We start from the raw sequence: 21,906 nt of genomic DNA, 5'->3' as shown, positions 1-21,906 counted from the left end.
CTAGCTCACGCACCGTCTGCTGACGTCACGCACCGCTTGCTGCCTCTCGGCACGCCTGCTGGCGTAGCGTGCTGGCGTGCTGATCCTGTTTGGATCGATCAGCGTTCATCAGTTCATCAAAGGAGGCCTTCAGTGCGAATCGTTGTCTGCGTTCGACAGATTATCGACCCGACGACCATCCGGGTAAGCCGCAGCCGGCAGGCGATCGACAAACGCCGGGCCAAAATGATCCTCAACCCATCGGACCGTCGGGCGTTGGACGTGGCGTACCAGCTGAAGCAGGAAGGTGTTGCCGAAGAGATTGTCGCTCTATCTGCTGGCGACGCGCAAGTTGAGGATGTGCTGCGAGAGGCTCTCTCCCGCGGCGCAGATCAGGCCATCCTCGCCACTGGCAGCGACCTCGAAACGGTTGGCGAAGCGCTGAGTGCCGCTGTCCTGGCGGCAGCTATCGATCGACTGGATGATGTGGCGCTGGTGCTGGTTGGCAGCAGTCGGCCAGATACAGAGCGCAGTGAACTGGCTCCCCGCCTGGCGATGGCATTGGGTAATTGGCCGATTCTGATGAATGCTGAGCGCCTTCAGGTATCCAGGCACGAGATCGGGGGGCTCCAGGTATTCGACGACACCTTTTTCGGCAGCAGCTATCCCCTGCCGGCCGTTGTCGCCATCAAGGAAGACCTGCAGCAATCGCGGTATGCCAAAAGCGCCGATATCATCGACGCCTACCGCCGGCACCAGGTAAGCGTGTGGGACACCAGCGAACTGGGTTTGAACCTGGACGATTATCCTACCCTGACCCCGGATCGAGAGCTACGTGTCCCTGACGAGCGGGAGTACGGGATCATTCTGGAGGGCACACCTGCCGAAGTAACGACGACACTTTTCGCCAATTTGAAGGCACGGCGCGTGATCTGAAACCTTGCCAAGGGGTATCGAACCCTGGACCCGGGACAATACAGCGTATCTGTGGAGACTGATTATGGATCTGTCATTCCTGGAAGAATTGATGGGAGAGCCTGCCGGCGATGAGCAGGCGTATCGCAATGTTTGGCTGGTTGCATTTGCCTGGAATGAGCAGTTGCGCCCCTGCGATGTACAGCTGGTCGGAAAGGCACGGGAGTTAGCAGATAGCCTGGGTGCTTATGTCAATGTCTTGCTGTTGGGTGAAGGTGCCAACGAGGAACAGGCCAGAGAGTTGATCGCGTTTGGCGCCGACGAGACCCATTGGCGCGCAGGGTACCCGACCATGGAGGGCATGATAGACTTCGTCGAGACCCAGAGGCCGGAATTCCTGCTGTTCAGCGATACTGCCGGCGGGCGCAATATTGCGCCTCGTCTTGCCCAACACCTGGGCGCGCCACTGGTCAGTCACGCTGTCGACCTGATGCTGGATGCCGAAAACCGCAGCTTACTCGTCGGTAGCCCGGTGTTCGGGAACAGGGCTGTTCAGATCACTGCCTGTTCCGGACATCCCCAAATTGCTACGGTTCAGCCGGGCGCTTTTCCCATGCCCTACCGGGACGATTGGCGGGAGGGTAGAATTGAAGAGATGGGCATTGCCCTGCAAGCCCAGCCAGCCCTATCGCGTATCGAGCCTTCATATGAGCCGGTGCCGCTGAAATCGGCTGACATAGTCATTGCGGGCGGACGCGGCATGATGGAGGGTGGCTGGCAGTTGGTCGAGGAGTTGGCCCAGGCCTTCTCCCGCTATCTTCCCCATCGTACGATTGCCATCGCAGGCTCACGCGGGGCCCTGGACGAAGGTTGGATCGAGCGCCACCGGATGGTTGACATGACCGGACAGATCGTCGACCCCAGTCTCTACATCGCCTGTGGGATTCGCGGTACCCTGCAACACTTCGGCGCCATGGAAAAGTCCGCCTGTATCGTTGCCATCAACCGCAATCCCCGTGCGCCGATTCTTCAACAGGCTGATTTTGGGATCGTGGGCAAGGTAGAGGAGATCATTCCGGCTCTTATCGAGGTCCTGGATGCAGCGTAGCGTGTCCCGGCATCCCTGGCCGTTGGAGATGAAGATACCCTGTCTTTGAAAATGGTCCTGCGACAGACAGGACCATTTTTCTTGTCAAGCGAGGCTGGTGGGGCTTTGGCCCGACCGGCGAGGCAATGGTATTGGGCGACCAACCGGAGCTATGTTATGATGGCGCCAACCCAAAGGGTTTGATCCCCGAACCAATCTTCGGAGAGACAGCTGGAGTTTTTCTGAGGCGAAACAAGGAGTTACCATGGATAAATGGAGATTCAAGCTCTGGCCCGAGCTTGTCTGGGCCACGACCTCTCCGTTAAATTCCACCGGCGCTTCCAGCCGCGAAGATCGCTGGAATACCCTGTTCACATCCTCGGGCAGTTCGAACGATGACCCGAATCGAACGGTTCGTGCCCGGCGCAGGCGCCGAACCGACTCCTCCGGGGAACGGGAGCGGGCTGAGGCGCCGCAGCGCGAAGAACCCTCCTCCTCCAGCAGCGGTGGATACAGCTCCCCACCCCCGCCTCCGCCTCCCCCATCCGGCGGTGGATACAGCGCCCCGCCCCCGCCTCCGCCGTCCAGCGGTGGATACCAGTTGCCTTCTTCCAGCGGTCTGGGCGGAGGCTCAACACCCGGTACCGGCGGTCCAAAGGGAATCGGTTTGATCGTCATTCTTGGCGGCCTGGCAGTGTTGTTATTCCTGGTTGCAGCTCCTTTCCTGCTTGGTGGAGGCATTGGTGGCAGCAACCAAAGTGCCTCCGTCCTGCCAAGCCAGCCCGCTCAGCCAGCAGGCTCCACAGAACTCCAGCCGATGGATGCCGGCGATCTGTTTGGCCTCTCCCTGCCCGGAGGAGAATCTGCCTTCGATGTCCAATCCGCGGAACCGAACCTGGTTCCTGGTCTATCCGCACCTGCACCAGCCTCGATGGCAGGGCTGGTTGCGCCACCAGTGCCGCCAGGTGCAGAGACCTGGACAGTGATGCTCTACCAGGATGCCGACGATAAGATCCTGGAACAGGACATTTTTATCGACATGAACGAAGCCGAGCTGGTCGGCTCCGGAAACCGTGTCAATATCGTCTCTCAGATCGATCGTTATAAGGGTGGGTACCAGGGTGATGGCAACTGGACCAATACCCGGCGTTACTTCCTGACCCCTGATTCTGATCTAAATCGCTTGCATTCCCCTATGGTTGAGGATCTGGGTGAAGTCAACATGTCCGACGCCGACACGCTGGCTGACTTCGTGATCTGGGCCGCGGAGAACTTCCCGGCCGACAAGTACGCGTTGATCATGTCCGATCACGGCATGGGCTGGCCGGGCGGATGGAGCGATCCAGATCCCCGCACCAGGACCAAACAGAGGGCGCCGATAGCCAAGCTGGTTGGCGACCAGATCTACTTGGACCAGCTGGATGAAACGCTTACCCGGATCCGTGCTCAAACAGATATCGACAAACTCGAGTTCATAGGCCTGGATGCCTGTCTGATGGGTCACCTGGAAGTGCTCAGCGCACTGGCGCCCCACGCCCGTTATGCAGTTGTCTCCCAGGAGACGGAACCTGCAGTAGGCTGGGCATACGCCAGTTTTTTGGGGGATCTTCGGAATAATCCTGACATGGACGGGGCTGATCTGGGAAAATCGATCGTCAACAGCTACATCGACGAGGACCAGCGCATCGTCGATAACCAGGCCCGCTCGGCAATGGTCGGGAGGGGATCTTTCGCGGTGCCAACGGCCAGACAGCTGGCAGGCCAGATGGAACATGGTGCCACGCTGGCAGCCGCCGACCTGACAGCCGTTCCAGCCTTGATGGACAGCGTTAATGACCTGGCGTTCCAGCTCCAGAGTATTGACCAGCGAGATGTGGCCCAGGCCCGCAATTACGCCCAGTCCTTCACCAGCATCTTTGGACAAAGAGTGCCTCCCTCCTATCTCGATCTGGGCAATCTCGTTGGGTTACTCGCCCGAACCAGGAGCGGCGAAAAGGTAAATCAACCTGTCAACAAACTCCTGCAGGCTCTGGACAAGGTAGTCATCGCCGAAAGACACGGCGATGGCAAACCGGGCTCGACAGGGGTTTCCATCTATTTCCCCGATTCCGACCTCTATCGTCAACCGGCCAGCGGACCCGATTCCTATGTCAAGGTTACCGAACGTTTTTCCGGTGACTCCCTTTGGGACGACTACCTGAGATTCCACTACACGGGCCAAACCTTCGACGCCGCCGCGCAAACGCTGGCAGTTCCAAACCAGAATGCAGAGGTAGTTGCACCTGGAAAAGGAAACATTCAGGTCTCGCCCATCCGTAAGTCCAGCAATGTAGCTGCGCCTGGCAAACCAGTGCTGTTTAGCATCGACATCGATGGCGAAAACCTCGGTTACATTAGCTTCTTCACCGGATTCTTCGACCAGGAAGCGAATTCCGTTTTCGTGGCCGACCAGGATTACCTCGAAAGTGCCAAAACGAGAGAAATCGGCGGCGTCTACTATCCCGACTGGGGTGAGGGTTCATTCACGTTGGAGTTCGAGTGGGAACCTTTGATGTTCGCCATCGACGATGGTGTCGAAACGGTGGTTGCGGGCTTCACGCCTGAAACCTATGGCGCGACCCCTGAAAACGCGGTCTACACCGTTGACGGCATCTTTACCTATGGCGATGACATCGAACAGCGGCGGGCTCGCCTCTATTTCCGGGATGGCAGCCTCCGCCAGGTTTTTGGCTTTTCCGGCGAAGCCAACTCGATCGGTTCCCCGCGGGAGATCATTCCAAGATCGGGCGACTCCATCACCCTGCTGGAGCGGTGGATGGACCTGGACCAAAATGGCCGGGCAACTGGCCTTGCCAGCCAGGAAGGAGGCACATTGACCTTCGGCGATCAGCCTTTCGTATGGAAAGAGCTCGATGCCGCCGCCGGTGAATATGTCGTCGGCTTCATCGTGGAAGACCTGGATGGCAATTCCTATCCGACCTATACACAGATCGAGGTGCGGTAGCTCAATCTTGCCTCGCCCTGCCATCAGCCATCTGCTTTTCGACCTGGACGAGACCCTGTATCCCCGCGGTACTGGTGTAATGAGGTGCATCGGCCAGCGGATCGGACGGTATATTGAAGAATACCTGGGATATTCGGCACAAGAGTCCCAACAGTTACGTCGCCAGTACTTTGAAATGTATGGCACAACGATGCGCGGCCTGGTGTTGCATCATGATCTGGATGCCGATCACTTCCTGCAGTTCGTGCATGACGTGCCGCTTGACAGCCTGGCTGAAAACCCCGAGCTTGACAGGATGATTGCCTGCCTGCCAGGGGAAAAGGTGATTTTCACCAACGCCGACAAAGCGCATGCCGAGCGAGTTCTGATACACCTCGGCATGCGCGATCGCTTTACACGCATCATCGATGTGGTAGCGGTCAACTATGTGAGCAAGCCTGCGCCGGAGGCGTACACCGCCTGCCTCGATATCCTGAACGCGAACCCGGCGCGCTGTGTGTTGATCGAAGACCGGCCCCGCAACCTGGTTCCTGCAACCGAACTGGGCATGGCTACGGTGCTTGTCGACGGCGACCCGGGAGCCGTCGCCGATTATCACATTGCCGACATCCTGGATCTGGGTCCGGTAATCGCGGATCTGCGTGAGAAAAGAGATTGGCAAGAGACGTTGTAGACCGAGTGTGTTGCATGAACCCCATGAGCCCATTGCAATTCATCCAGGACATGCCCAAGGTGGAGCTTCACATCCATCTGGAAGGTGCCATCGAGCCTGCCACGCTCTTGTTACTGGCCGACCGAAACCATGTTGCCTTGCCCGGCGACACCATCGATGCGCTGAGAACGTGGTACCAGTTCAGCGATTTTTCCCATTTCATCGACGTCTACCTGACCATTCAACGTTGCCTGCGCAGCGCCGATGATTTTTCCCTTATCGCCTACGAGTTGGGCGCAGACATGGCTCGCCAGAACATCTGGTATCGGGAAGCAACGGTGACCCCCTACAGCCACCTGTGGCAGAACAAGGGCACCGCCGCAGAGGATATCATCGACGGCCTGGAAGATGGCAGGCGACGCGCCAGGCGCGATTTCGACGTCGAGATACGCTGGATCATGGACATCCCGCGCAATCTTCCGCCGCCTGCCGCGGAGCGCACCGCCCAACTCGCCATCGATTGGGCAAACCAGGGGGTCGTTGCCCTTGGCCTGGGCGGCAACGAGGCCACCTCCCCACCTGGACAGTTTGCCCCCTACTTTGAAAAAGCCCTTGCTGCCGGCCTTCATTCCGCGCCCCACGCGGGCGAAACAGCCGGCCCGGCCAGCGTATGGGCCGCCCTGCGCGAGCTGAAGGCCGAGCGTTTGGGTCATGGCGTCCGCTCCATAGAGGACCCCGAGCTACTGGCCTACCTCAAAGCTGAACAGGTTCCTCTGGAGGTAAACCCGAGCAGCAACGTCTGTCTCAAAGTCTATCGAAACATCGAGCAACACCCCATCGTCCACCTGATAAAAATGGGGCTATTGGTCACGGTGAACTCCGATGATCCGCCACTCTTCGACACAACGTTGACGGAGGAATTTGCCAAGCTGCTAAACACCTTTGAACTCGATACCGGCGATCTGGAAACCCTGACATTGAACGCGGCACGGTCCGCGTTTTTACCGGTCGATCAGCGCGATGCTCTTGAGGCTGACATCGCGCTTGAGTTCAAGCGACTGCGAAGATTGTCGCTCTCCTAACGCGAAAAACCCCGTTGCTTCGTTTAACCTGATAGGAATACGCCGGCAGCGCTCCGCAAGGTTTCTTCGGTTGCTGGAGCTGGTAGCCAATATGTGATGCGGCAGGAGGAATCGATTCATGAGACCATTTCGCCAGAATGTCGCCATCGCCATCGACGGCGGTGGTATCAAGGGGACCATCGTTGCCAGAGCCCTAATGATCCTGGAAGATCATCTTGGCCAGTCAGCTCACAATACATTCCGGCTCAGCGCGGGCACCTCCACCGGCTCGATCCTGTCGGCGGGCATCGCCACCGGTTTGACCGCCGAGCAGATGCATGCCATGTACGAACAGTTGGGCCAGACCATCTTTCGCGAAACCCTGCGAAGCCGGTTTTGGCTCCTGTCCAAGTACCGCTATCCCCACGATGATCTTGAAAATGCCCTGCACAAGGCAATTGGCGACCCGAAGATGGGCGACGTGTGGCACGCCGATCCTGCTACAGACCTGATAATCACAGTCTTCGATTTACAGGAAAACCGAACCCGTTTCATCAAGTCCTGGAAGCCTGAGTACCAGAACTGGCCTGTTGTAAAGGCGGTGCTGGCCTCCTCGTCGGTGCCCACCTACTTCCCGGCCGTTGACGACCGCTATGTCGATGGCGGCGTTGGTTCCTTCTCCAACCCCGCCTACATCGCAGCGTTCGATGCCCGAAATGCCCTGAAGTGGGATCCCAGCGAAACCACCTTGATCAGCCTGGGAACCGGCAAATATCCCGCCGGTTTGGAGCCGAGCCAGGTCAGAGACATGTGGCCGTGGCAATGGATCGGGCCGACCATCGGTGCCTTCCTGCAATCGGCCGACAACCAGCAAATCCATGCGGCCGCACGGCTCTTCGGCGACCTGGATTTCAGGCGCTTCAACGTAGACCTGCGTGAACCCATCGAAATGGATGATGCCAGCGACATGGCGAAGCTCACGGCATACGGCGATGAATTGGGCAGAAAGATCCTGGCTGACGATACCGAAGAACCCCCGGTATTCCTGCCCCTTGATTGAGCAAGACATGCATCTGGATCAGCATACCAGACCCGGAGCTCGGGTCTGGTTTTTGTTTCCGCTGAGTGATCCTGGCTGACGTAGGGAAATCGTCGGTGAATAGCCGCCTCGCAATCCTTCACCAAAGCCTTGACTGGTGGTATAATATTGGGCTGTTGTGAGGTACATCGGCAACCGGAAGACGAAGCACGTCCCCGGTCCGTTTCAAGTGCACTTTCAGTTCGAATCCATAGCAAAGGCAGGAATAACCGGCGTGTTTCGACCGCTTGATTGGCTACTAGGCCTATTTTCATTAGATATTGGCATCGACCTGGGTACAGCCAATACCCTGGTAAACGTCCGGGGAAAGGGCGTCGTCATCGACGAGCCATCGGTTGTGGCGATCGACAAGACCACAAAAAAGGTTCTGGCAATCGGCGCTGAGGCCAAGGAAATGGTGGGACGCACCCCCTCCAACATCATTGCCATTCGGCCATTGCGCGATGGCGTCATTTCCGATTTCGATATCACCGAGCAGATGCTCGACTATTTTATTCGCAAGGTCCATGATCGTCTTCTACTCCGCATTCCGCGGCCTCGGGTTGTCGTTGGCATTCCCAGCGGTGTGACCGAGGTGGAGAAGCGGGCTGTCCATGATGCCGCAGTAAGTGCGGGGGCCCGTGAGGCCTTTCTCGTGGAGGAACCAATGGCAGCGGCCATCGGTGCTGGCCTGCGGGTAACCGATGCCAAGGGCAGCATGATTGTCGACATCGGCGGTGGCACGACCGAGGTCGCCGTGATTGCGCTGGGTGGCATAGTCGTAGCCCGCTCCATTCGAGTGGCAGGCGACGAGATGGACGAAGACATCATGCAGTACGCCCGGCAGAAGTACAATCTGCTTATCGGTGAGCGCATGGCCGAAGAAGCCAAGATACTGGCAGGCTCGGCATATCCACTGGAACAGGAAACCACGGTGACCTTGCGCGGCCGTAACCTGATCACAGGTCTACCCGAGGCGATCGAGGTCTCCAGTGTCGAGATCAGAGAAGCCCTGTCGCCCTCGGTCAGTGTCATCGTGGAAACGGTGCGCGATGCTGTCGACGAAACCCCTCCTGAACTGATCGCGGACCTGATGCAGGATGGCGTCACTCTGGCTGGAGGCGGTGCCCTTCTGCGCGGTCTCGATATCAGATTGTCAGAGGAAATCCACATGACAGTAAACGTTGCCGACAACGCCCTGACCTGTGTAGCCCGGGGTGCTGAGGCAATCCTCGAGGAGTTGGAAGTGCTGCGCAAGGTACTGGCATCCATGCAGAGGGGCAGCACGATCCATTAGGCAGATGGTTTGTGGAAATGGTGGTCACTGATAACTGCCAAAACACCCACTCTTGCCTGATCCGGACATCGAGGACTGCAATGAAACTTGGCGTGCCCAGCCCGGCCAGGCATTGGGCACGTTTTGTTTACACGACTCTATTCTGACCATGTACGACAGATCCCCTTCCCGCTCTCGATGGCGCTGGTGGTTGATTGCCGGCGTGGTACTCGTCGCGGCGGTGCTTCTGCTGAACTCCAGCTTTCCGGCACCGGTGCGCGGCGTCGTCAATCGCCTGACGATGCCGGCGCAGCGTGTATTGCGCCAGGCAGGACAGGTGGTGCGCAACGTCACGGGCAGTGTTGGTGACCTGGCGACCCTGCGCGAACGCAACGATGAACTGGATCAACTGTTGGCCCAGTTGACCGTGGAAAATGTTCGCCTCAAGGAAATCGAGGCCGAAAACACCCGGCTCAGACGCCTGCTCAATTTCCCAAACGCCAATCCTGGTTACGGCTTCAAGGGCAGCCAGGTACTCGGACGGGTTGTCGCCGACGACCCAAGCAGTGCTATCCAATCTATTGTCATCGATCTAGGAGAGAAACATGGAGTCTTGCCTGGCATGCCCGTGGTCACAGAACGTGGTCTGGTTGGGCGCATCACTGAGGTGTATGACAGCGGTTCCCGGGTGCTCTTGATTACCGATAGCAAAAGCAACGTGAATACCAACCTGCAAAGTGCCCGCTTACGCGGAATCCTGCGGGGCCGAACGGGACGCCTGCCCATTATGGATTATCTGGCTCAAGATGAACCGATAGGTGTCGGCGATATCGTGGTGACGTCAGGTGAAGGCAGCGATTTCCCTGCCGGCATTCCGGTGGGCCAGGTCATTGAAGTCGAGCGCAACGATGTTGAAATGTTCCAGCGAGCGGTCGTGAAAACCACCGTCGATTTCAACACGCTGGAGACGGTACTGGTTGTCACCAATTTCGTGCCGGTGCAGAACCTGGAGAATCTGCCCGAGCGCTAACGAATGCACCATGGCTTTTTATCTCCTGCTGATTGTTCTGGGCGTTGCCGCGTTGTTGCAGGTGTCCTTTTTGCCACCGCTGGCTATCAACGGCGTCTCGGCCAATCTGATGCTGGTGTTGGTCGTCGGATGGACCTTGTTACGCGGTCTGCGTGAAGGTGTGGTGTGGGCTGTTATCGGCGGCCTTTGGCTGGACCTGCTCTCCGGCGGCCCTTTCGGACTTCACACCCTGGGACTTTTGATCGCTGCCTATATCGCCAGTCTGGGTGGTGGCACGATTTACCGGGGAAACATATTCCTGCCCTTTATCATGATAGCCATCACAACATTGGCGCAAAACGCCATTCAACTGCTGATTCTATGGCTTACAGGCGCCGCCCAGTCGGTGCCGGACGCGCTGCTCAGATTGATCTTTCCTCAAATTGGCCTGAACCTGCTGCTGATGTTGATCCTTTATCCGATTCTCGCCCGGATCAGCCGCGCCACCGGAAGAGAACGTCTCCCATTGGAGTAATGCTTTGATTGGCCGTCCGCTGCCGTCGTCGGCTCGCCTTCTGATATTGCGAGTTGCCACGGTGTTGATCTTCATAGTATTTGCCGGCCAACTCTGGCGAATCCAGTTTTTTCAGGGGGAAGGCTTGCGCGCGCGGGCTAACGAGAATCGATTCAGGTTGGTGGAGGTACGAGGTGCACGCGGGGTAATATACGATCGCGACGGAACGCTACTGGTGCGCAACAGGCCAAGCTTCAACATAGCCATCGTGCCGGAAGAACTTCCGGAAGATGACGACCCTGCCATTGAGGAAGAAATGCAACGGGTTGTGCTTGAACGACTGGAACGAGTCATCAAACAAGCAGTTGCCGGGTTACCTGAGCCAACACCGGGTCCCGAGAGCGCTCCTGTCGCAGAGACAGGGGATCAACCCAATCAGTTTGGCGTGACAGGTCCGCCGCGTTTCCGCCAGACCATGAGCATCGACGAAGCGCTGGACAGCGTTCGGCAGGGTTGGCAGGGTGGCGCCTATCGACCCATCACCTTTGCCGATCAGGTCGATCGGGAGATCGCTTTTTCCGTCGCGGAACAAAGCCATTTATTGCCCGGTGTCAGCCTGGAGATCGAACCGGTTCGCGACTACCTGAACGGCACCTTGACCTCTCATTTGCTGGGTTACATGGGACCAGTACCGCAAGAGTATGTCGCGAGCTATGAGGAAGAGGGCTACCGGGCAAACGATCAGGTGGGGTTGGCCGGCCTGGAATTCACCTATGAAAAAGCCTTGCGGGGCAAGGATGGACAGCGTAATATCGAGGTTGACGTCAACGGGCGCGAGGTACGCACGGTAGGCGACATCTTCCCCAGTGCCTCGGGCAATAACCTCGTATTGACCCTGGATGTTGAACTGCAAAAACTGATGGAAGATGCCTTGTTGCAGGGGTTGAAGGAGGCCAAAGCGGATACGGGAGTTGCGATCGCCATGGACCCGCGCAACGGCGAGGTTCTTGGCCTGGTCAGCTTGCCAACCTATGACAACAACCTCTTTGCCCAGGGAATCGAGCTGGAGGATTACCAGGTGCTCATCGAGGATAAGCGGCGTCCCCTGGTCAACCACGCCATTAGTGGCCTGTATCCACCAGGTTCGACCTTCAAGATCGTTGCGGCCGGGGGTGCGTTGGAAGAAGGTGTCGTCACCGAACGCACGCGCCTTGGCGACAGTTTTGATGGCACTGTAGATGGCATCACCTGGGTGAGCAATCGTTTCTTTCCCGACGATCCCAGATTCGCCCAGCCCTTCTTCTGCTGGATCCATGAATACAAGACCGGCCATTACCAGGTGAACATCCGTGAAGCGCTGGCGGTGTCGTGTGACACCTACTTCTATCAGATTTCGGGAGGTTTTGCGAAAACCTTCGAGGGCCTGGGAATCGATTCTCTCATCGACTACACGGAGGCGTACGGATTCGGCAGTCCCACGGGTATCGACCTGCCCGGTGAGAATGCGGGCCTGGTGCCCAGTCCACGCTGGAAACGGTTGACGTATGCCGAGACCTGGTCTGCCGGCGATACATATAACATGTCCATCGGTCAGGGCGCCATGCTTTCGACCCCACTTCAGGTTCTGAATGCTACAGCCGCCGTCGCCAACGGAGGTCTGTTGTACCGACCTCAGATTGTCAGCCGCATCGAGGATACGGGCGGCAATGTGGTAGAAGAATTCGAACCAGAATTGATCCGGGAACTTCCAATTGAACCCGACTACGTCAATGTAATCCGGGAGGGCATGTGGGGCGCGGTCAACTTCCCCAATGGCACAGCCAAGGATCTGGTGGTGCCAGGCGTACAAGTCGCCGGAAAGACTGGTACGGCCGAGTTTTGGGATCCTGAGATTGGGTTCTTGCGCAATAACCGTTTACCGACCCATGGCTGGTTCACAGCCTTCGCTCCCTACGAAGATCCGGAAATCGCCATCGTGGTATTCGTCTATGGCGGTGGTGAGGGATCCTTAACCGCTATGCCGGTTGCTGAGGCAATCTTGCGAGGTTACTTCGAAACCCAGGAAGCCCCGCTCGAGCCACCCGCGGTTGAAGAGATCGTCGAAGAACCAATTGAAGAGGTTGTGCCGGGAATAGAGGAAACCGGACAGGAAACAGAATGAGACTCAACTGGCGTCGCTTTGATTTTGTACTGCTTGGAGCCACTCTACTCCTGATCGCCTTTGGCGTTGCCATGATCTATAGTGCCACGCTGGGCGTCGAGGCCTACCGAAACTATGCACTGCGACAGGTTATCTATGCAGGCATTGGCATGGTGCTCTTGATTGTGGTTGCCGCCTTTGACTATCGTTTGCTTACCAGCCTGCAATGGCCAATCTACCTCTTCACCATTGTGGCACTGGCCGCGGTCGCTTTGTTGGGTCAGATCCGGGGTGGTACGGCCGGTTGGTTCGATGCCGGTCTGATTTTCATCCAACCCTCGGAGATGGCAAAAGTGCTGTTCGCCATCGTCTTCGCCCACTACCTGAGCAACCATCACGATGAACTTGGCAAACCCCAGTGGCTACTGGGGGCATTCGTGCTGCTGATGGTGCCGGTGGGATTGATTTATCTGCAACCTGACCTGGGAACGGCGATCGTATTGATTGTCATCGGAGCCATCATGTTATTTGTGGCTGGCATCCCCTGGATCTACATCCTGCTGACCGTTGCCAGCGGCGCCCTGGCAGCGCCAGTGATCTGGGCCAACCTGCAGGGATACATGCGCCAACGAATTACCATTTTTCTCAGTCCGGCCAGCGATCCAGACGCCAGCTTCAACATTGCCCAGGCACTAATCAGCATCGGCAATGGCGGCTGGCTGGGTAAGGGATTTACCCAGGGCAGCCAGAGCCAACTGCATTTCCTGCGTGTGCGCTACGCCGACTTCATCTACAGCATGGTGGCCGAGGAGTTGGGCTTCATTGGCGCCGTCGTCATGATGATACTGCTCCTGGTCATCATCTGGCGCCTCTTCAACATCGCCGATCAGGCCAGAGACCAATTTGGCCGCCTGATCGTGGTGGGTATACTGGCGATGATCCTCTTTCAGGCCGTGGTCAGCATTGGCATGAACCTGGGCCTGCTGCCCGTCACCGGCATTACCCTGCCCTTTGTCAGCTACGGCGGCAGCTCATTGTTGGCACTCATGCTGGGTATCGGGTTGGCTCAAAGCGTTGCAATGCGCAACCGCAAGATCGAGTTTGATTGATAAGTGGCACCATGAGTGCTCCTTGTCCTGGAACGGGGCGCTGTTTTTTAGGAGAAGGTCATGTTAAATATCAAGATCATTCGGGAACAGCCAGAGTTTGTCAAACAGCAGATGGTCGTGCTGCAGGACCCCGATGCACCGGTGGACCAGGTGTTGAGCCTGGACGAAGAGCGACGGCGCCTTCTAACCGAGGTAGAGGAGTTGAAGGCTTCTCGCAATGTCGAAAGCCGCAAGATCGGTCAACTCATGCGGGAGGGCAACAAGGCGGAAGCCAATTCGCTCAAGGAGAGAATGGGCCAGGTCTCAGATCAGATCAAGGGGTTGGATGAACGGATCAGGGAGGTCGATTCCGAGCTGTTCGATGCGATGAGCCGCATTCCAAACCTGCCGCTGCCGGATGTGCCCGTCGGCAAGGATGACAACGAAAACGTGGTTACCAGGACCTGGGGCCAGCTTCCGAGCTTCGAGTTCGAGCCCCTGCCCCATTGGGAAATCGGCGAGGGACTGGACATCATCGATTTCGAGCGGGGAGTCAAGCTGTCGGGCAGCCGCTTCTATGTGTTGAAGGGCCTGGGGGCTCGCCTGCAGCGTGCGTTAATCACCTGGATGTTGGACGTTCACATCGACGAACATGGTTACATCGAGGTCTATCCACCCGCCATCGTCCGCGAGCACTGTCTCTTTGGCACCGGCAACCTGCCTAAATTCGGCGAGAACATCTACCGGGACTACGAAGATGACCTGTGGCTGATTCCCACGGCTGAGGTGCCCGTCACCAACCTCTACCGGGATGAGATTCTGTCCCCGGGCAGCCTGCCCATCTGCCATGTCGCCTACACACCCTGCTTCCGCCGTGAGAAAATGTCGGCTGGCAAGGATGTACGTGGCATAAAACGCGGCCACCAGTTCGACAAGGTGGAGATGGTCAAGTTCGTGGAGCCGGAACAGGGTGAGGCAGAACTGGCCGGCCTGATCGCCAACGCAGAGGATATCTGCCAGCGACTGGAGATCCCGTACCGGGTGGTGCAGATGTGTACGGGCGATCTGAGTTTCGTTGCGGCTGCCAAGTATGATCTGGAAATGTGGGCGCCGGGCGTCGAGGAATGGTTGGAGGTAAGCTCATGCTCACTCTTCACCGATTTTCAGGCCAGGCGAGCCAATATCCGCTACCGACCCGAGGAGAAAGCCAAACCTCGTTATGTCTATACAATGAACGGCTCAGGCCTTGCCCTTCCCCGGGTCGTGATCGCCGTACTGGAGAACTACCAGCAGAAGGATGGCAGTGTACTCGTGCCCGAAGTCCTGCGGCCCTACATGGGCGGCGCGGAGGTGATTGCGTAATCATTATGTCACCATGTCATGACCCCGCATATTGACATCACCATGTCATTTTGGCATAAAGAATCTTTGTGTGATACAATTCTATGGTCCCGAGGGAAGGGACTACCCCGGAGGGATGGCCGAGTGGACGAAGGCGGCTGTCTTGAAAACAGCTATACGGGTGACCGTATCGGGGGTTCGAATCCCTCTCCCTCCGCCTGACAAATAAACGTGGGGAGGTCGCATAGCCTGGTCGAGTGCGCCCGCCTGCTAAGTGGGTAGGGGCTGCTAAGGTCCCTCGAGGGTTCAAATCCCTCCCTCCCCGCCACATGCCCCAGTAGCTCAGTGGATTAGAGCGCTTCCCTGCGGAGGAAGAGGCCATAGGTTCGAATCCTATCTGGGGTACCAACAGGCCCCGCTGTTTTCCGACAGGCGGGGCGTTTTCTTTTCCGTTCCGCTTGATCCTGACAAAAAGCGCCTCCCTTCAAAGGTCGAATGGGAGGCGCTTGAGATTCAAGGTGCTGAATTGTCAGGCCACACGGGCTCCACATTGGCCGCAGAAACCATCACCAGCCCGCACAGTTTCACCGCACTGGCTGCAGTAGCCCTTCTGGCCAACAGGGACCGGCAGCGGGTCTCCGGCAGTCTTTCCCGTCCCGTTGCGCCGCAAAGCGGCAATCTCTCCCTCGATTCGGGCGTCCAGGTCGGGATCAATCTCGGCTTCGTGCAAGGTATCGATCTCCTGCAACACGACGACCGCCCGGCCCTTCAACTGGTTTTCAAAGATCAGATAATCTGCCTCCGACACCTTGCCAACCTCGTAGTCAAAACGCAGCTCGCGGATCGCCTGGTAGAGAGAGTCGCGCTCCTGCTCCAGTTCCATCATGGGATCGGCAAGGGTATCCGGGTCCGTCGGCTGCGCAACCAGTTCCGCCGACTCGCGCAGCAACGGCCAGGCGATTGCAAGGGCTGAGATGGCGATAATCACTATCGCGCCGATCAGAAACAAAAATGGCATAAATCAGTTGCTTTCTTGATAGCGATGCAGCTAGGCAGGCTGAGCGCCCCGGGGCAGCCTATCCTTCACCTCGGACCGCTTCCGGCTTCGCTGGTGTGGCCATACGGCAGCCAATGTGCCCAGCATCATGACGATTCCGCCGATCCACATCCAGGTCATCAGCGGATTGACGTACGCCTTAAATGAAGCCGACTGTCCGGTGCCCTCCCAGCCGGCCAGCACCAGGTAGAGATCCTCAACCGGCCCCATGCGAATGGCGATTTCGTTGGTCGGCTGATCCCGCCCGGCAACAGTCCGATAGAAATTCATAGCCGGGGTGATGGTGCCGACAACCGCGCCATTGCGTTTGACCTGCACAACCGCCTGCACCTGATCGTAGGTGGGACCGGACTGCTCTCTCAGGTCCATATAGGTAAGTTCGTACTTGTCGATCACCATGCTCTCGCCCTGGGCGAGGTTGGCCTGAGCCTCAGTTTGATAGACATTGACGCCGATGATGGCGATCATCACCATGACCACGCCCAGATGGACGATGTAGCCGGCATAACGCCGCTGGTTGCGCTTTAGCAGAGTGGCACAGGCAACCAGCCAGTTTTCGCCCTGGTTACGATGCCGCACGCTGGCGCCGCGGTAGAACTCCTGCAGAATGCCTCCGACGACGAATCCGGCTACGGCGAAGGAGAAGACCGAGTAGAAGCTGCGAGCGCCCAGCAGGTAGGCAACCACGCTGGAACCGATGCCAAACAGGATCGGAAAGGGAAAGTTGCGCACGATCGTTTCCTTACTGGATCGGCGCCAGCCCAGAAGCGGCGCAGAGCCCATCAATACCATCAGAAGAATAAACAACGGCCCGGTTACCTTGTTGAACCAGGGTGCTGCAAAAGACATCTTGTCGATGGGCAAGAAATTGTTCAGGCCTTCCGATATGATCGGGTAAAGCGTGCCGAACAGGATCACAAAAGTCAGTCCCACAAAGATCAGGTTCTGAAAGAGAAACGCCGACTCTCGACTCAGCATGCTGTCCAGGTGATTGGCACTTCGCAGATCAGGAAGCCGCCTGAACAACAACCAGAGATAACCGAAGGTGGTCAACACAATGAAGGAGAGGAAGAGAGGACCGATGTTGGACAGGGCAAAGGCATGGACCGAGTCAATGATGCCGCTGCGGGTAATGAAGGTACCGATGATGGTCAACTCGAAAGTCAGGAATATCAGCACAAAATTCCAGACCTTGAGCATGCCACGTCGCTCCTGAATCATGATCGAATGGATGAAGGCCGTTGCGGTCAACCAGGGAAGAAAACTGGCATTTTCCACGGGGTCCCAGGCCCAGTAACCTCCCCAGCCCAACTCGACATAGGCCCACTGAGAGCCCATCAGAATGCCGGCGGTCAGGAACATCCAAGGCACCAGCGTCCAACGGCGGATCGTTCGGATCCAATCGTTGCCCAGTTCACCCGTTACCAATGCTGCAACCGCGAAGGCGAAGGGCACCGTCATGCCTATCCAACCAAGATACAGCATGACCGGATGAATCACCATCCAGTAATTCTGCAGCAGCGGATTCAAGCCGGAACCATCGCTCAATTGAGCGGGGATGGCGCCGGCCGGGGCAAAGACGGCCGGCACAGTGCTGCCATTTGGCATCGCCCATAACCTCTCAAAGGGATTGGCGGCAAAGAGCAAAACGAGCAGAAAGAAAACTTGCACCCCCAGCAGAACAGCGGTAACGTAGGGGCGGAGCACCGGTTGCCGCTTCCACTGGGCAATCGTCACAGCGACGGCATAGCCAGAAAGCACGGCGGTCCAGAACAACAGCGATCCCGCCTGCCCGCCCCATAGCGACGAAAGGTTGTAGAAGAAGGATTGCTCGTTGCTGACATGGCTGGCGACGTATGCCAGGCTGTAATCATGGGTCACTAACGCAATGGCCAGGATCAGGGTCGCGAAAAACACCAGTCCGCCGACCACATAGAGCGCGTTGCGGCCCGCTACGACGAGATCCTGGCGACCCCGCTCCGCGCCGATCAAGTTGGCCAGAATGCCAACCGAACCGGCAATCATCGCAACCACCAACGCAATCAAGCCCAAATCAGGTAACACGTCAGACTCCTTACAACTCGACCCTAGCCACTTGCCAGAGCTTTCTCAATATCGTTGGACAACTGTTGCCGGGTTACCGGTCCCACGTACAGCTTGGTGATCTTACCATCGGGGCCGACAATGAATGTTTCAGGAAGACCTTGTACCCCATAGGCGTTGTAGATCCGGCCCTGAACATCCTGGCCGTTGGGATAGGTGATGCCGTAGCGCTCGATATACTCGAAGTTCAGCGGTTCCTGGTCAAGATAATCTACACCAAGGAATAGAACGCCTCGATCCTTGTAATCCCGCCAGACCATCTCCAGGTCCACAGCCTCTTCCTTGCAGGAGACACACCAGGTAGCCCAAAAGTTTACGACCACCACCTGTCCCCTGAGTTCGTCCAGGCTGTATTGATTGCCGTCGAAATCAGTCAAGGTGAATACCGGCGCCGGGGATCCGACCTCGGCCCGGTGATCGCCACCGGAAATCAACCCGTAGGCCAACAGCCCGACAAGACCGATGGCGATCACGAGGATGATATATTTCGTCATACCGGTCCCCTTGGACCCTTCGGCCGTTTCGGGTTGTGTCTCGTCTTCCGTATCAGTTAACTGTGCCATTTTCGTTCCTCAAAACACGCCAACACCGGATACGCGCAACTATGCTCAACCGAATGTTAATCAAGCTTCTCGAGATCAGCCTCGATGCGCTTCAAATACGAAGCGTCCACAGCCTGGGTGGCCGGTTCTGCTCCCTCCGTGGGAGCCACAGTTTGCAGGGTCACTGGCTCTGGTTTGCGCGTCCAGCTACGCACCATGAAAAACAACCAGACGGCACCCAGGAGCAGCAAGGCGACCGGCAGGATCCAGGCCAGCAGGTTGAGACCCTGTCGCGGCGGTTCTCCCAGAACGATCGGGCCGTATTGTTCCACAAAATCAGCTTTGATCTGCTCCTTGGGAACACCGGCGACCAGCTTATCAGAGATGACCTGGCGCATCTGGATACAAGCCTGCAGATCGCACGTATCCAGGCGGACACCGTTGCACAGAGGACAATAGAGTTCCCGAGCTACGGCGTTGATCTCATCCAGAGTTGGTTCCTGAGCCAGCACCGGCGATGCTAAAACAAAAAATACCAGTAGCAGGAAAAGGGCCGATCTCATCGAGAACCACCGCCTGGAGTCAGACGGTTCAGAAAGCGCAGCCTTTCCTATACGGGCTTCAGGTCGGGTTGGAAAAAACATGACGGGAATTATACCACAGAATGGACGAATCGCCAGTTATCGGGCAATCCGACAACAGCTACCCGCAATCCCCAGCGCGGGATATGACACGAATGATCGAGGGAAACTTGTTCAGCAACGCCCCTGAGGGGCCCGGTTGCGAGTTGAAGCGCAAATCGCCGAATTTTTAAGATAGCGCATAGCCACACCTTGCGTATAGTAAGCGGACCGAAGGAACCTTAAGGTTGATAGGTCCATTTTAGCGTGATTGTAACAAAAACCGTGTTATAATTGGTGCACGTCGGCAGAAATCTTAAATTGCCGGTGATACCCGTTGTAGATTTATCGGGTCACCGGCAGGAGGTATGAGTGTGAGAAATCGTCATTGGTCACTGGTTAGTGCCCTCATCATTGTCATCATCGCCCTTGTGGTCACAGCAGTGCCAGCGCTGGCTGCGCCCGAATATCAGGCTGGCACGATCCACGTCGTGCGCAGGGGAGAAACCCTGAGCCAGATTGCCCAACGTTACGGCGTCAACATGAACGCCATATCTCAGGCCAATGGGATCAGCAATCCCAGTATGATCTACTCCGGGCAGCGCTTGGTAATTTCCGGAGGCTCAGTCGCCGCAGTTGCCAGTACAAGCTACGCCGGTTCCGGCAGCGTTCATGTCGTAAGACGGGGTGAAAACCTCGGCAGCATTGCCGCCCGTTACGGTGTCAATATGAACGCGTTGGCCCAGGCCAACGGGATCAACAACCTCAGCATGATCTTCGTCGGACAACGTTTGACCGTCCCCGGAGGCAGTGCTGCATCCAGCGCCCCTGCGTACGTTGCGGTCCCCGCTGCAGCCCCCGCAGCTGCCCCTCAGGTTGCCGCCGGCGGCGGCAAGTGGATAGACATCGACCTCAGTTCACAGACACTGACTGCCTACCAGGGGAACACGCCGGTCCTGCAACGATTGGTAAGCACCGGGTCGACCTTCCCCACGCCGGTAGGTACCTACTCAATCCTGTGGAAGGTCCAGTCCCAGCGCATGACCGGCCCTGGTTACGATCTTCCGAACGTCCCGTGGGTCATGTATTTCACCAACCGGGGTCACGCCATTCATGGCACCTACTGGCACAATAACTTTGGCACGCCAATGAGCCATGGCTGCGTCAACATGCGCATCGCCGATGCCCAGTTTATGTACAATTGGGCGCCGGTCGGTACAAGAGTGGTGGTCCACTGGTAGCCTGAGGCTCTCCGCTTGACGAAAAGAATAGCCACCAGAAACGTCTGAGATGGTTGCTGACCATGAGCAGTTGCCACCTCAGACGTTGCCTGTTCTTGCCCAGTGTGCAACAAGATCAAGCGCGAACCTGACGGTAAATTGATTGAACGAAGGGCAAAAAGAATTCGAAGAACCGGTGGTATCTGTGGAAAACTAGGGAGCCATACTTGCCTGGGGGGCAAATCGGGGGTCTTCTTGTCTGAGTCGATTCAGTCCCGCAGCAAGATCGAATTGAGGTAGGTAACCCAGCACTTCCTTTGCCTGGACAAGATCAGCCGCCAACCGATTCACACCGCCACTCTGGTTGTCATTATGAAGCACCGAAAGCTCTCTTCCTGTGACATCGCCAATATGGCGGATCAATTCGTTGATGCTGGTTTCGACACCTGATCCAACGTTGATCGTCCGGCCATTGACCCCCTGCCTGATCCCTGCCGCGACCAGGGCTTGAACCACATCGTCGACGTAAACGAAATCCCTGGTCTGCATCCCATCTCCCTGGATCACCAGCGATCCGCCGCGAAGCGCTCGATTGAGAAAGAGGGGCACTACTGGTGCGTGGGCCGGCGGTATACGCTGGCCCGGGCCATAGGCGTTGAAAATCCGCAGAGCCACAGCCTCCGTCTCGACCAGGTCACCAAGGGCAAAAAGGTAGTGTTCTGCGGCGATCTTGCTAACCGCATAGGGTGCCTTTGGCCTTGGAATAAGGTTCTCATGCACAGGTTGCCGGCTCTGCTCGCCATAGACCGTCGCCGATGATGCGAGCACAACACGAGGCACCCCAACGTCGCGCACCGCCGTGAGCAGAGCCACGGTGCCGCCAACATTGACGTCATTGTACTCCTGGGGATAGAGCATCGATTCCTGAACAGAGACCCGGGACGCCAGGTGAAACACACATTCCACGTCCTGTAACAAAGTCCACAATCCCGGCACGTTGCGAACATCACCCCTGGTAAACAGGATTCCCTGATCGAGCCGGTCAGGGTTTCCGGCACTCAAGTCGTCCAATACCCGGACATGATGGCCCGAGGTCACCAAATGATTGGCCAGGGCAGTGCCGATGAAACCAGCGCCGCCGGTAATCAGGAATCGCATCAGTCAGGTAGTCTTCCTGTCATTTGAAGTCATCGGCATGGCACAATGTGCGCCTGCCGCAA

The 21,906-nt window shown here is 57.3% G+C and carries 18 protein-coding genes and 3 tRNA genes; 16 read left to right on the top strand and 5 right to left on the bottom strand.

The features are described from left to right. Positions 1-132 precede the first annotated feature (132 nt). The 15 genes from U9R25_15400 to U9R25_15330 all read left to right on the top strand — a co-directional run bounded on the left by U9R25_15400 (position 133) and on the right by U9R25_15330 (position 15,552). Positions 133-915: a hypothetical protein gene (locus tag U9R25_15400; GenBank protein MEA3337283.1), complete on the top strand. Its 783-nt coding sequence runs from the start codon at positions 133-135 to the stop codon at positions 913-915. A 64-nt stretch (positions 916-979) separates the two neighbouring features. Then, the gene (locus U9R25_15395) at positions 980-2,002 is read left to right on the top strand and encodes an electron transfer flavoprotein subunit alpha/FixB family protein (GenBank protein ID MEA3337282.1); all 1,023 of its coding nucleotides are present in this window, start codon (positions 980-982) and stop codon (positions 2,000-2,002) included. 244 nt (positions 2,003-2,246) lie between these two features. After that, positions 2,247-4,985, top strand: coding sequence for a clostripain-related cysteine peptidase (locus U9R25_15390; protein MEA3337281.1), 2,739 nt, complete (start codon positions 2,247-2,249; stop codon positions 4,983-4,985). Positions 4,986-4,992: 7 nt separating this feature from the next. Continuing rightward, entirely contained in the window at positions 4,993-5,658 is a 666-nt protein-coding gene (locus tag U9R25_15385) for a pyrimidine 5'-nucleotidase (GenBank protein MEA3337280.1), read from the top strand. A gap of 23 nt (positions 5,659-5,681) precedes the next feature. Next, a complete protein-coding gene (gene add / locus U9R25_15380) occupies positions 5,682-6,719 on the top strand; it encodes an adenosine deaminase (protein MEA3337279.1) in 1,038 nt (345 codons plus the stop codon). Positions 6,720-6,837: 118 nt separating this feature from the next. After that, entirely contained in the window at positions 6,838-7,758 is a 921-nt protein-coding gene (locus tag U9R25_15375) for a patatin-like phospholipase family protein (GenBank protein MEA3337278.1), read from the top strand. A gap of 253 nt (positions 7,759-8,011) precedes the next feature. Beyond that, entirely contained in the window at positions 8,012-9,073 is a 1,062-nt protein-coding gene (locus U9R25_15370) for a rod shape-determining protein (GenBank protein ID MEA3337277.1), read from the top strand. Between the two features lie 148 nt (positions 9,074-9,221). Next, on the top strand, positions 9,222-10,082 hold the full coding sequence (gene mreC / locus U9R25_15365) for a rod shape-determining protein MreC (GenBank protein ID MEA3337276.1): 861 nt from the start codon (positions 9,222-9,224) through the stop codon (positions 10,080-10,082). Between the two features lie 10 nt (positions 10,083-10,092). Beyond that, entirely contained in the window at positions 10,093-10,596 is a 504-nt protein-coding gene (mreD, locus tag U9R25_15360) for a rod shape-determining protein MreD (GenBank protein MEA3337275.1), read from the top strand. 4 nt (positions 10,597-10,600) lie between these two features. Continuing rightward, a complete protein-coding gene (gene mrdA / locus U9R25_15355; GenBank protein MEA3337274.1) occupies positions 10,601-12,736 on the top strand; it encodes a penicillin-binding protein 2 in 2,136 nt (711 codons plus the stop codon). Beyond that, a complete protein-coding gene (gene rodA / locus U9R25_15350) occupies positions 12,733-13,824 on the top strand; it encodes a rod shape-determining protein RodA (GenBank protein ID MEA3337273.1) in 1,092 nt (363 codons plus the stop codon). Before mrdA ends, rodA begins: the two co-directional genes overlap by 4 nt. 60 nt (positions 13,825-13,884) lie before the next feature. Further along, complete coding sequence (gene serS / locus U9R25_15345) at positions 13,885-15,165, top strand: serine--tRNA ligase (protein MEA3337272.1); 1,281 nt, start codon at positions 13,885-13,887, stop codon at positions 15,163-15,165. 109 nt (positions 15,166-15,274) lie between these two features. Further along, a tRNA-Ser gene (locus U9R25_15340) sits at positions 15,275-15,361 on the top strand. A gap of 16 nt (positions 15,362-15,377) precedes the next feature. Continuing rightward, a tRNA-Ser gene (locus tag U9R25_15335) sits at positions 15,378-15,472 on the top strand. Positions 15,473-15,475: 3 nt separating this feature from the next. Next, a tRNA-Arg gene (locus tag U9R25_15330) sits at positions 15,476-15,552 on the top strand. 121 nt (positions 15,553-15,673) lie between these two features. On the opposite strand, the gene U9R25_15325 is transcribed toward U9R25_15330, so the two are convergent. The 4 genes from U9R25_15325 to U9R25_15310 are packed head-to-tail and all read right to left on the bottom strand — an operon-like array spanning position 15,674 to position 19,409. Then, positions 15,674-16,162: a zinc ribbon domain-containing protein gene (locus U9R25_15325; GenBank protein ID MEA3337271.1), complete on the bottom strand. Its 489-nt coding sequence runs from the start codon at positions 16,160-16,162 to the stop codon at positions 15,674-15,676. Between the two features lie 30 nt (positions 16,163-16,192). After that, entirely contained in the window at positions 16,193-18,265 is a 2,073-nt protein-coding gene (locus tag U9R25_15320; GenBank protein MEA3337270.1) for a heme lyase CcmF/NrfE family subunit, read from the bottom strand. Positions 18,266-18,288: 23 nt separating this feature from the next. Beyond that, positions 18,289-18,867 (bottom strand): TlpA disulfide reductase family protein, encoded by a 579-nt coding sequence (locus U9R25_15315; GenBank protein MEA3337269.1) that lies wholly within the window; start codon positions 18,865-18,867, stop codon positions 18,289-18,291. A gap of 56 nt (positions 18,868-18,923) precedes the next feature. Continuing rightward, positions 18,924-19,409, bottom strand: a complete 486-nt coding sequence (locus U9R25_15310; protein ID MEA3337268.1) for a cytochrome c-type biogenesis protein CcmH — start codon at positions 19,407-19,409, stop codon at positions 18,924-18,926. Positions 19,410-19,840: 431 nt separating this feature from the next. Between U9R25_15310 and U9R25_15305 the strand changes: the two genes are divergently transcribed. Further along, a complete protein-coding gene (locus U9R25_15305; protein MEA3337267.1) occupies positions 19,841-20,707 on the top strand; it encodes a LysM peptidoglycan-binding domain-containing protein in 867 nt (288 codons plus the stop codon). A gap of 192 nt (positions 20,708-20,899) precedes the next feature. Here U9R25_15305 and U9R25_15300 read toward each other — a convergent pair whose 3' ends face one another. Then, positions 20,900-21,844 carry an NAD-dependent epimerase/dehydratase family protein gene (locus tag U9R25_15300; protein MEA3337266.1) on the bottom strand — a complete coding sequence of 315 codons (945 nt, stop codon included), beginning with the start codon at positions 21,842-21,844 and terminating at the stop codon, positions 20,900-20,902. Positions 21,845-21,906: the final 62 nt, after the last annotated feature.

The organism is Chloroflexota bacterium (assembly GCA_034717495.1).
Classification (GTDB): Bacteria; Chloroflexota; Anaerolineae; order JAAEKA01; family JAAEKA01; genus JAYELL01.
This window is presented reverse-complemented; position numbering and strand designations above follow the sequence as displayed.

Bases quoted from the DNA above. Each gene is read 5' to 3' on its own strand.
- U9R25_15310 (MEA3337268.1), bottom strand. From the start codon at position 19,409: ATGAGATCGGCCCTTTTCCTGCTACTGGTATTTTTTGTTTTAGCATCG.
- rodA (MEA3337273.1), top strand. From the start codon at position 12,733: ATGAGACTCAACTGGCGTCGCTTTGATTTTGTACTGCTTGGAGCCACT.
- U9R25_15315 (MEA3337269.1), bottom strand. From the start codon at position 18,867: ATGGCACAGTTAACTGATACGGAAGACGAGACACAACCCGAAACGGCC.
- mreC (MEA3337276.1), top strand. From the start codon at position 9,222: ATGTACGACAGATCCCCTTCCCGCTCTCGATGGCGCTGGTGGTTGATT.
- U9R25_15325 (MEA3337271.1), bottom strand. From the start codon at position 16,162: ATGCCATTTTTGTTTCTGATCGGCGCGATAGTGATTATCGCCATCTCA.
- U9R25_15390 (MEA3337281.1), top strand. From the start codon at position 2,247: ATGGATAAATGGAGATTCAAGCTCTGGCCCGAGCTTGTCTGGGCCACG.
- mreD (MEA3337275.1), top strand. From the start codon at position 10,093: ATGGCTTTTTATCTCCTGCTGATTGTTCTGGGCGTTGCCGCGTTGTTG.
- U9R25_15300 (MEA3337266.1), bottom strand. From the start codon at position 21,844: ATGCGATTCCTGATTACCGGCGGCGCTGGTTTCATCGGCACTGCCCTG.
- serS (MEA3337272.1), top strand. From the start codon at position 13,885: ATGTTAAATATCAAGATCATTCGGGAACAGCCAGAGTTTGTCAAACAG.
- add (MEA3337279.1), top strand. From the start codon at position 5,682: ATGAGCCCATTGCAATTCATCCAGGACATGCCCAAGGTGGAGCTTCAC.
- U9R25_15375 (MEA3337278.1), top strand. From the start codon at position 6,838: ATGAGACCATTTCGCCAGAATGTCGCCATCGCCATCGACGGCGGTGGT.
- U9R25_15395 (MEA3337282.1), top strand. From the start codon at position 980: ATGGATCTGTCATTCCTGGAAGAATTGATGGGAGAGCCTGCCGGCGAT.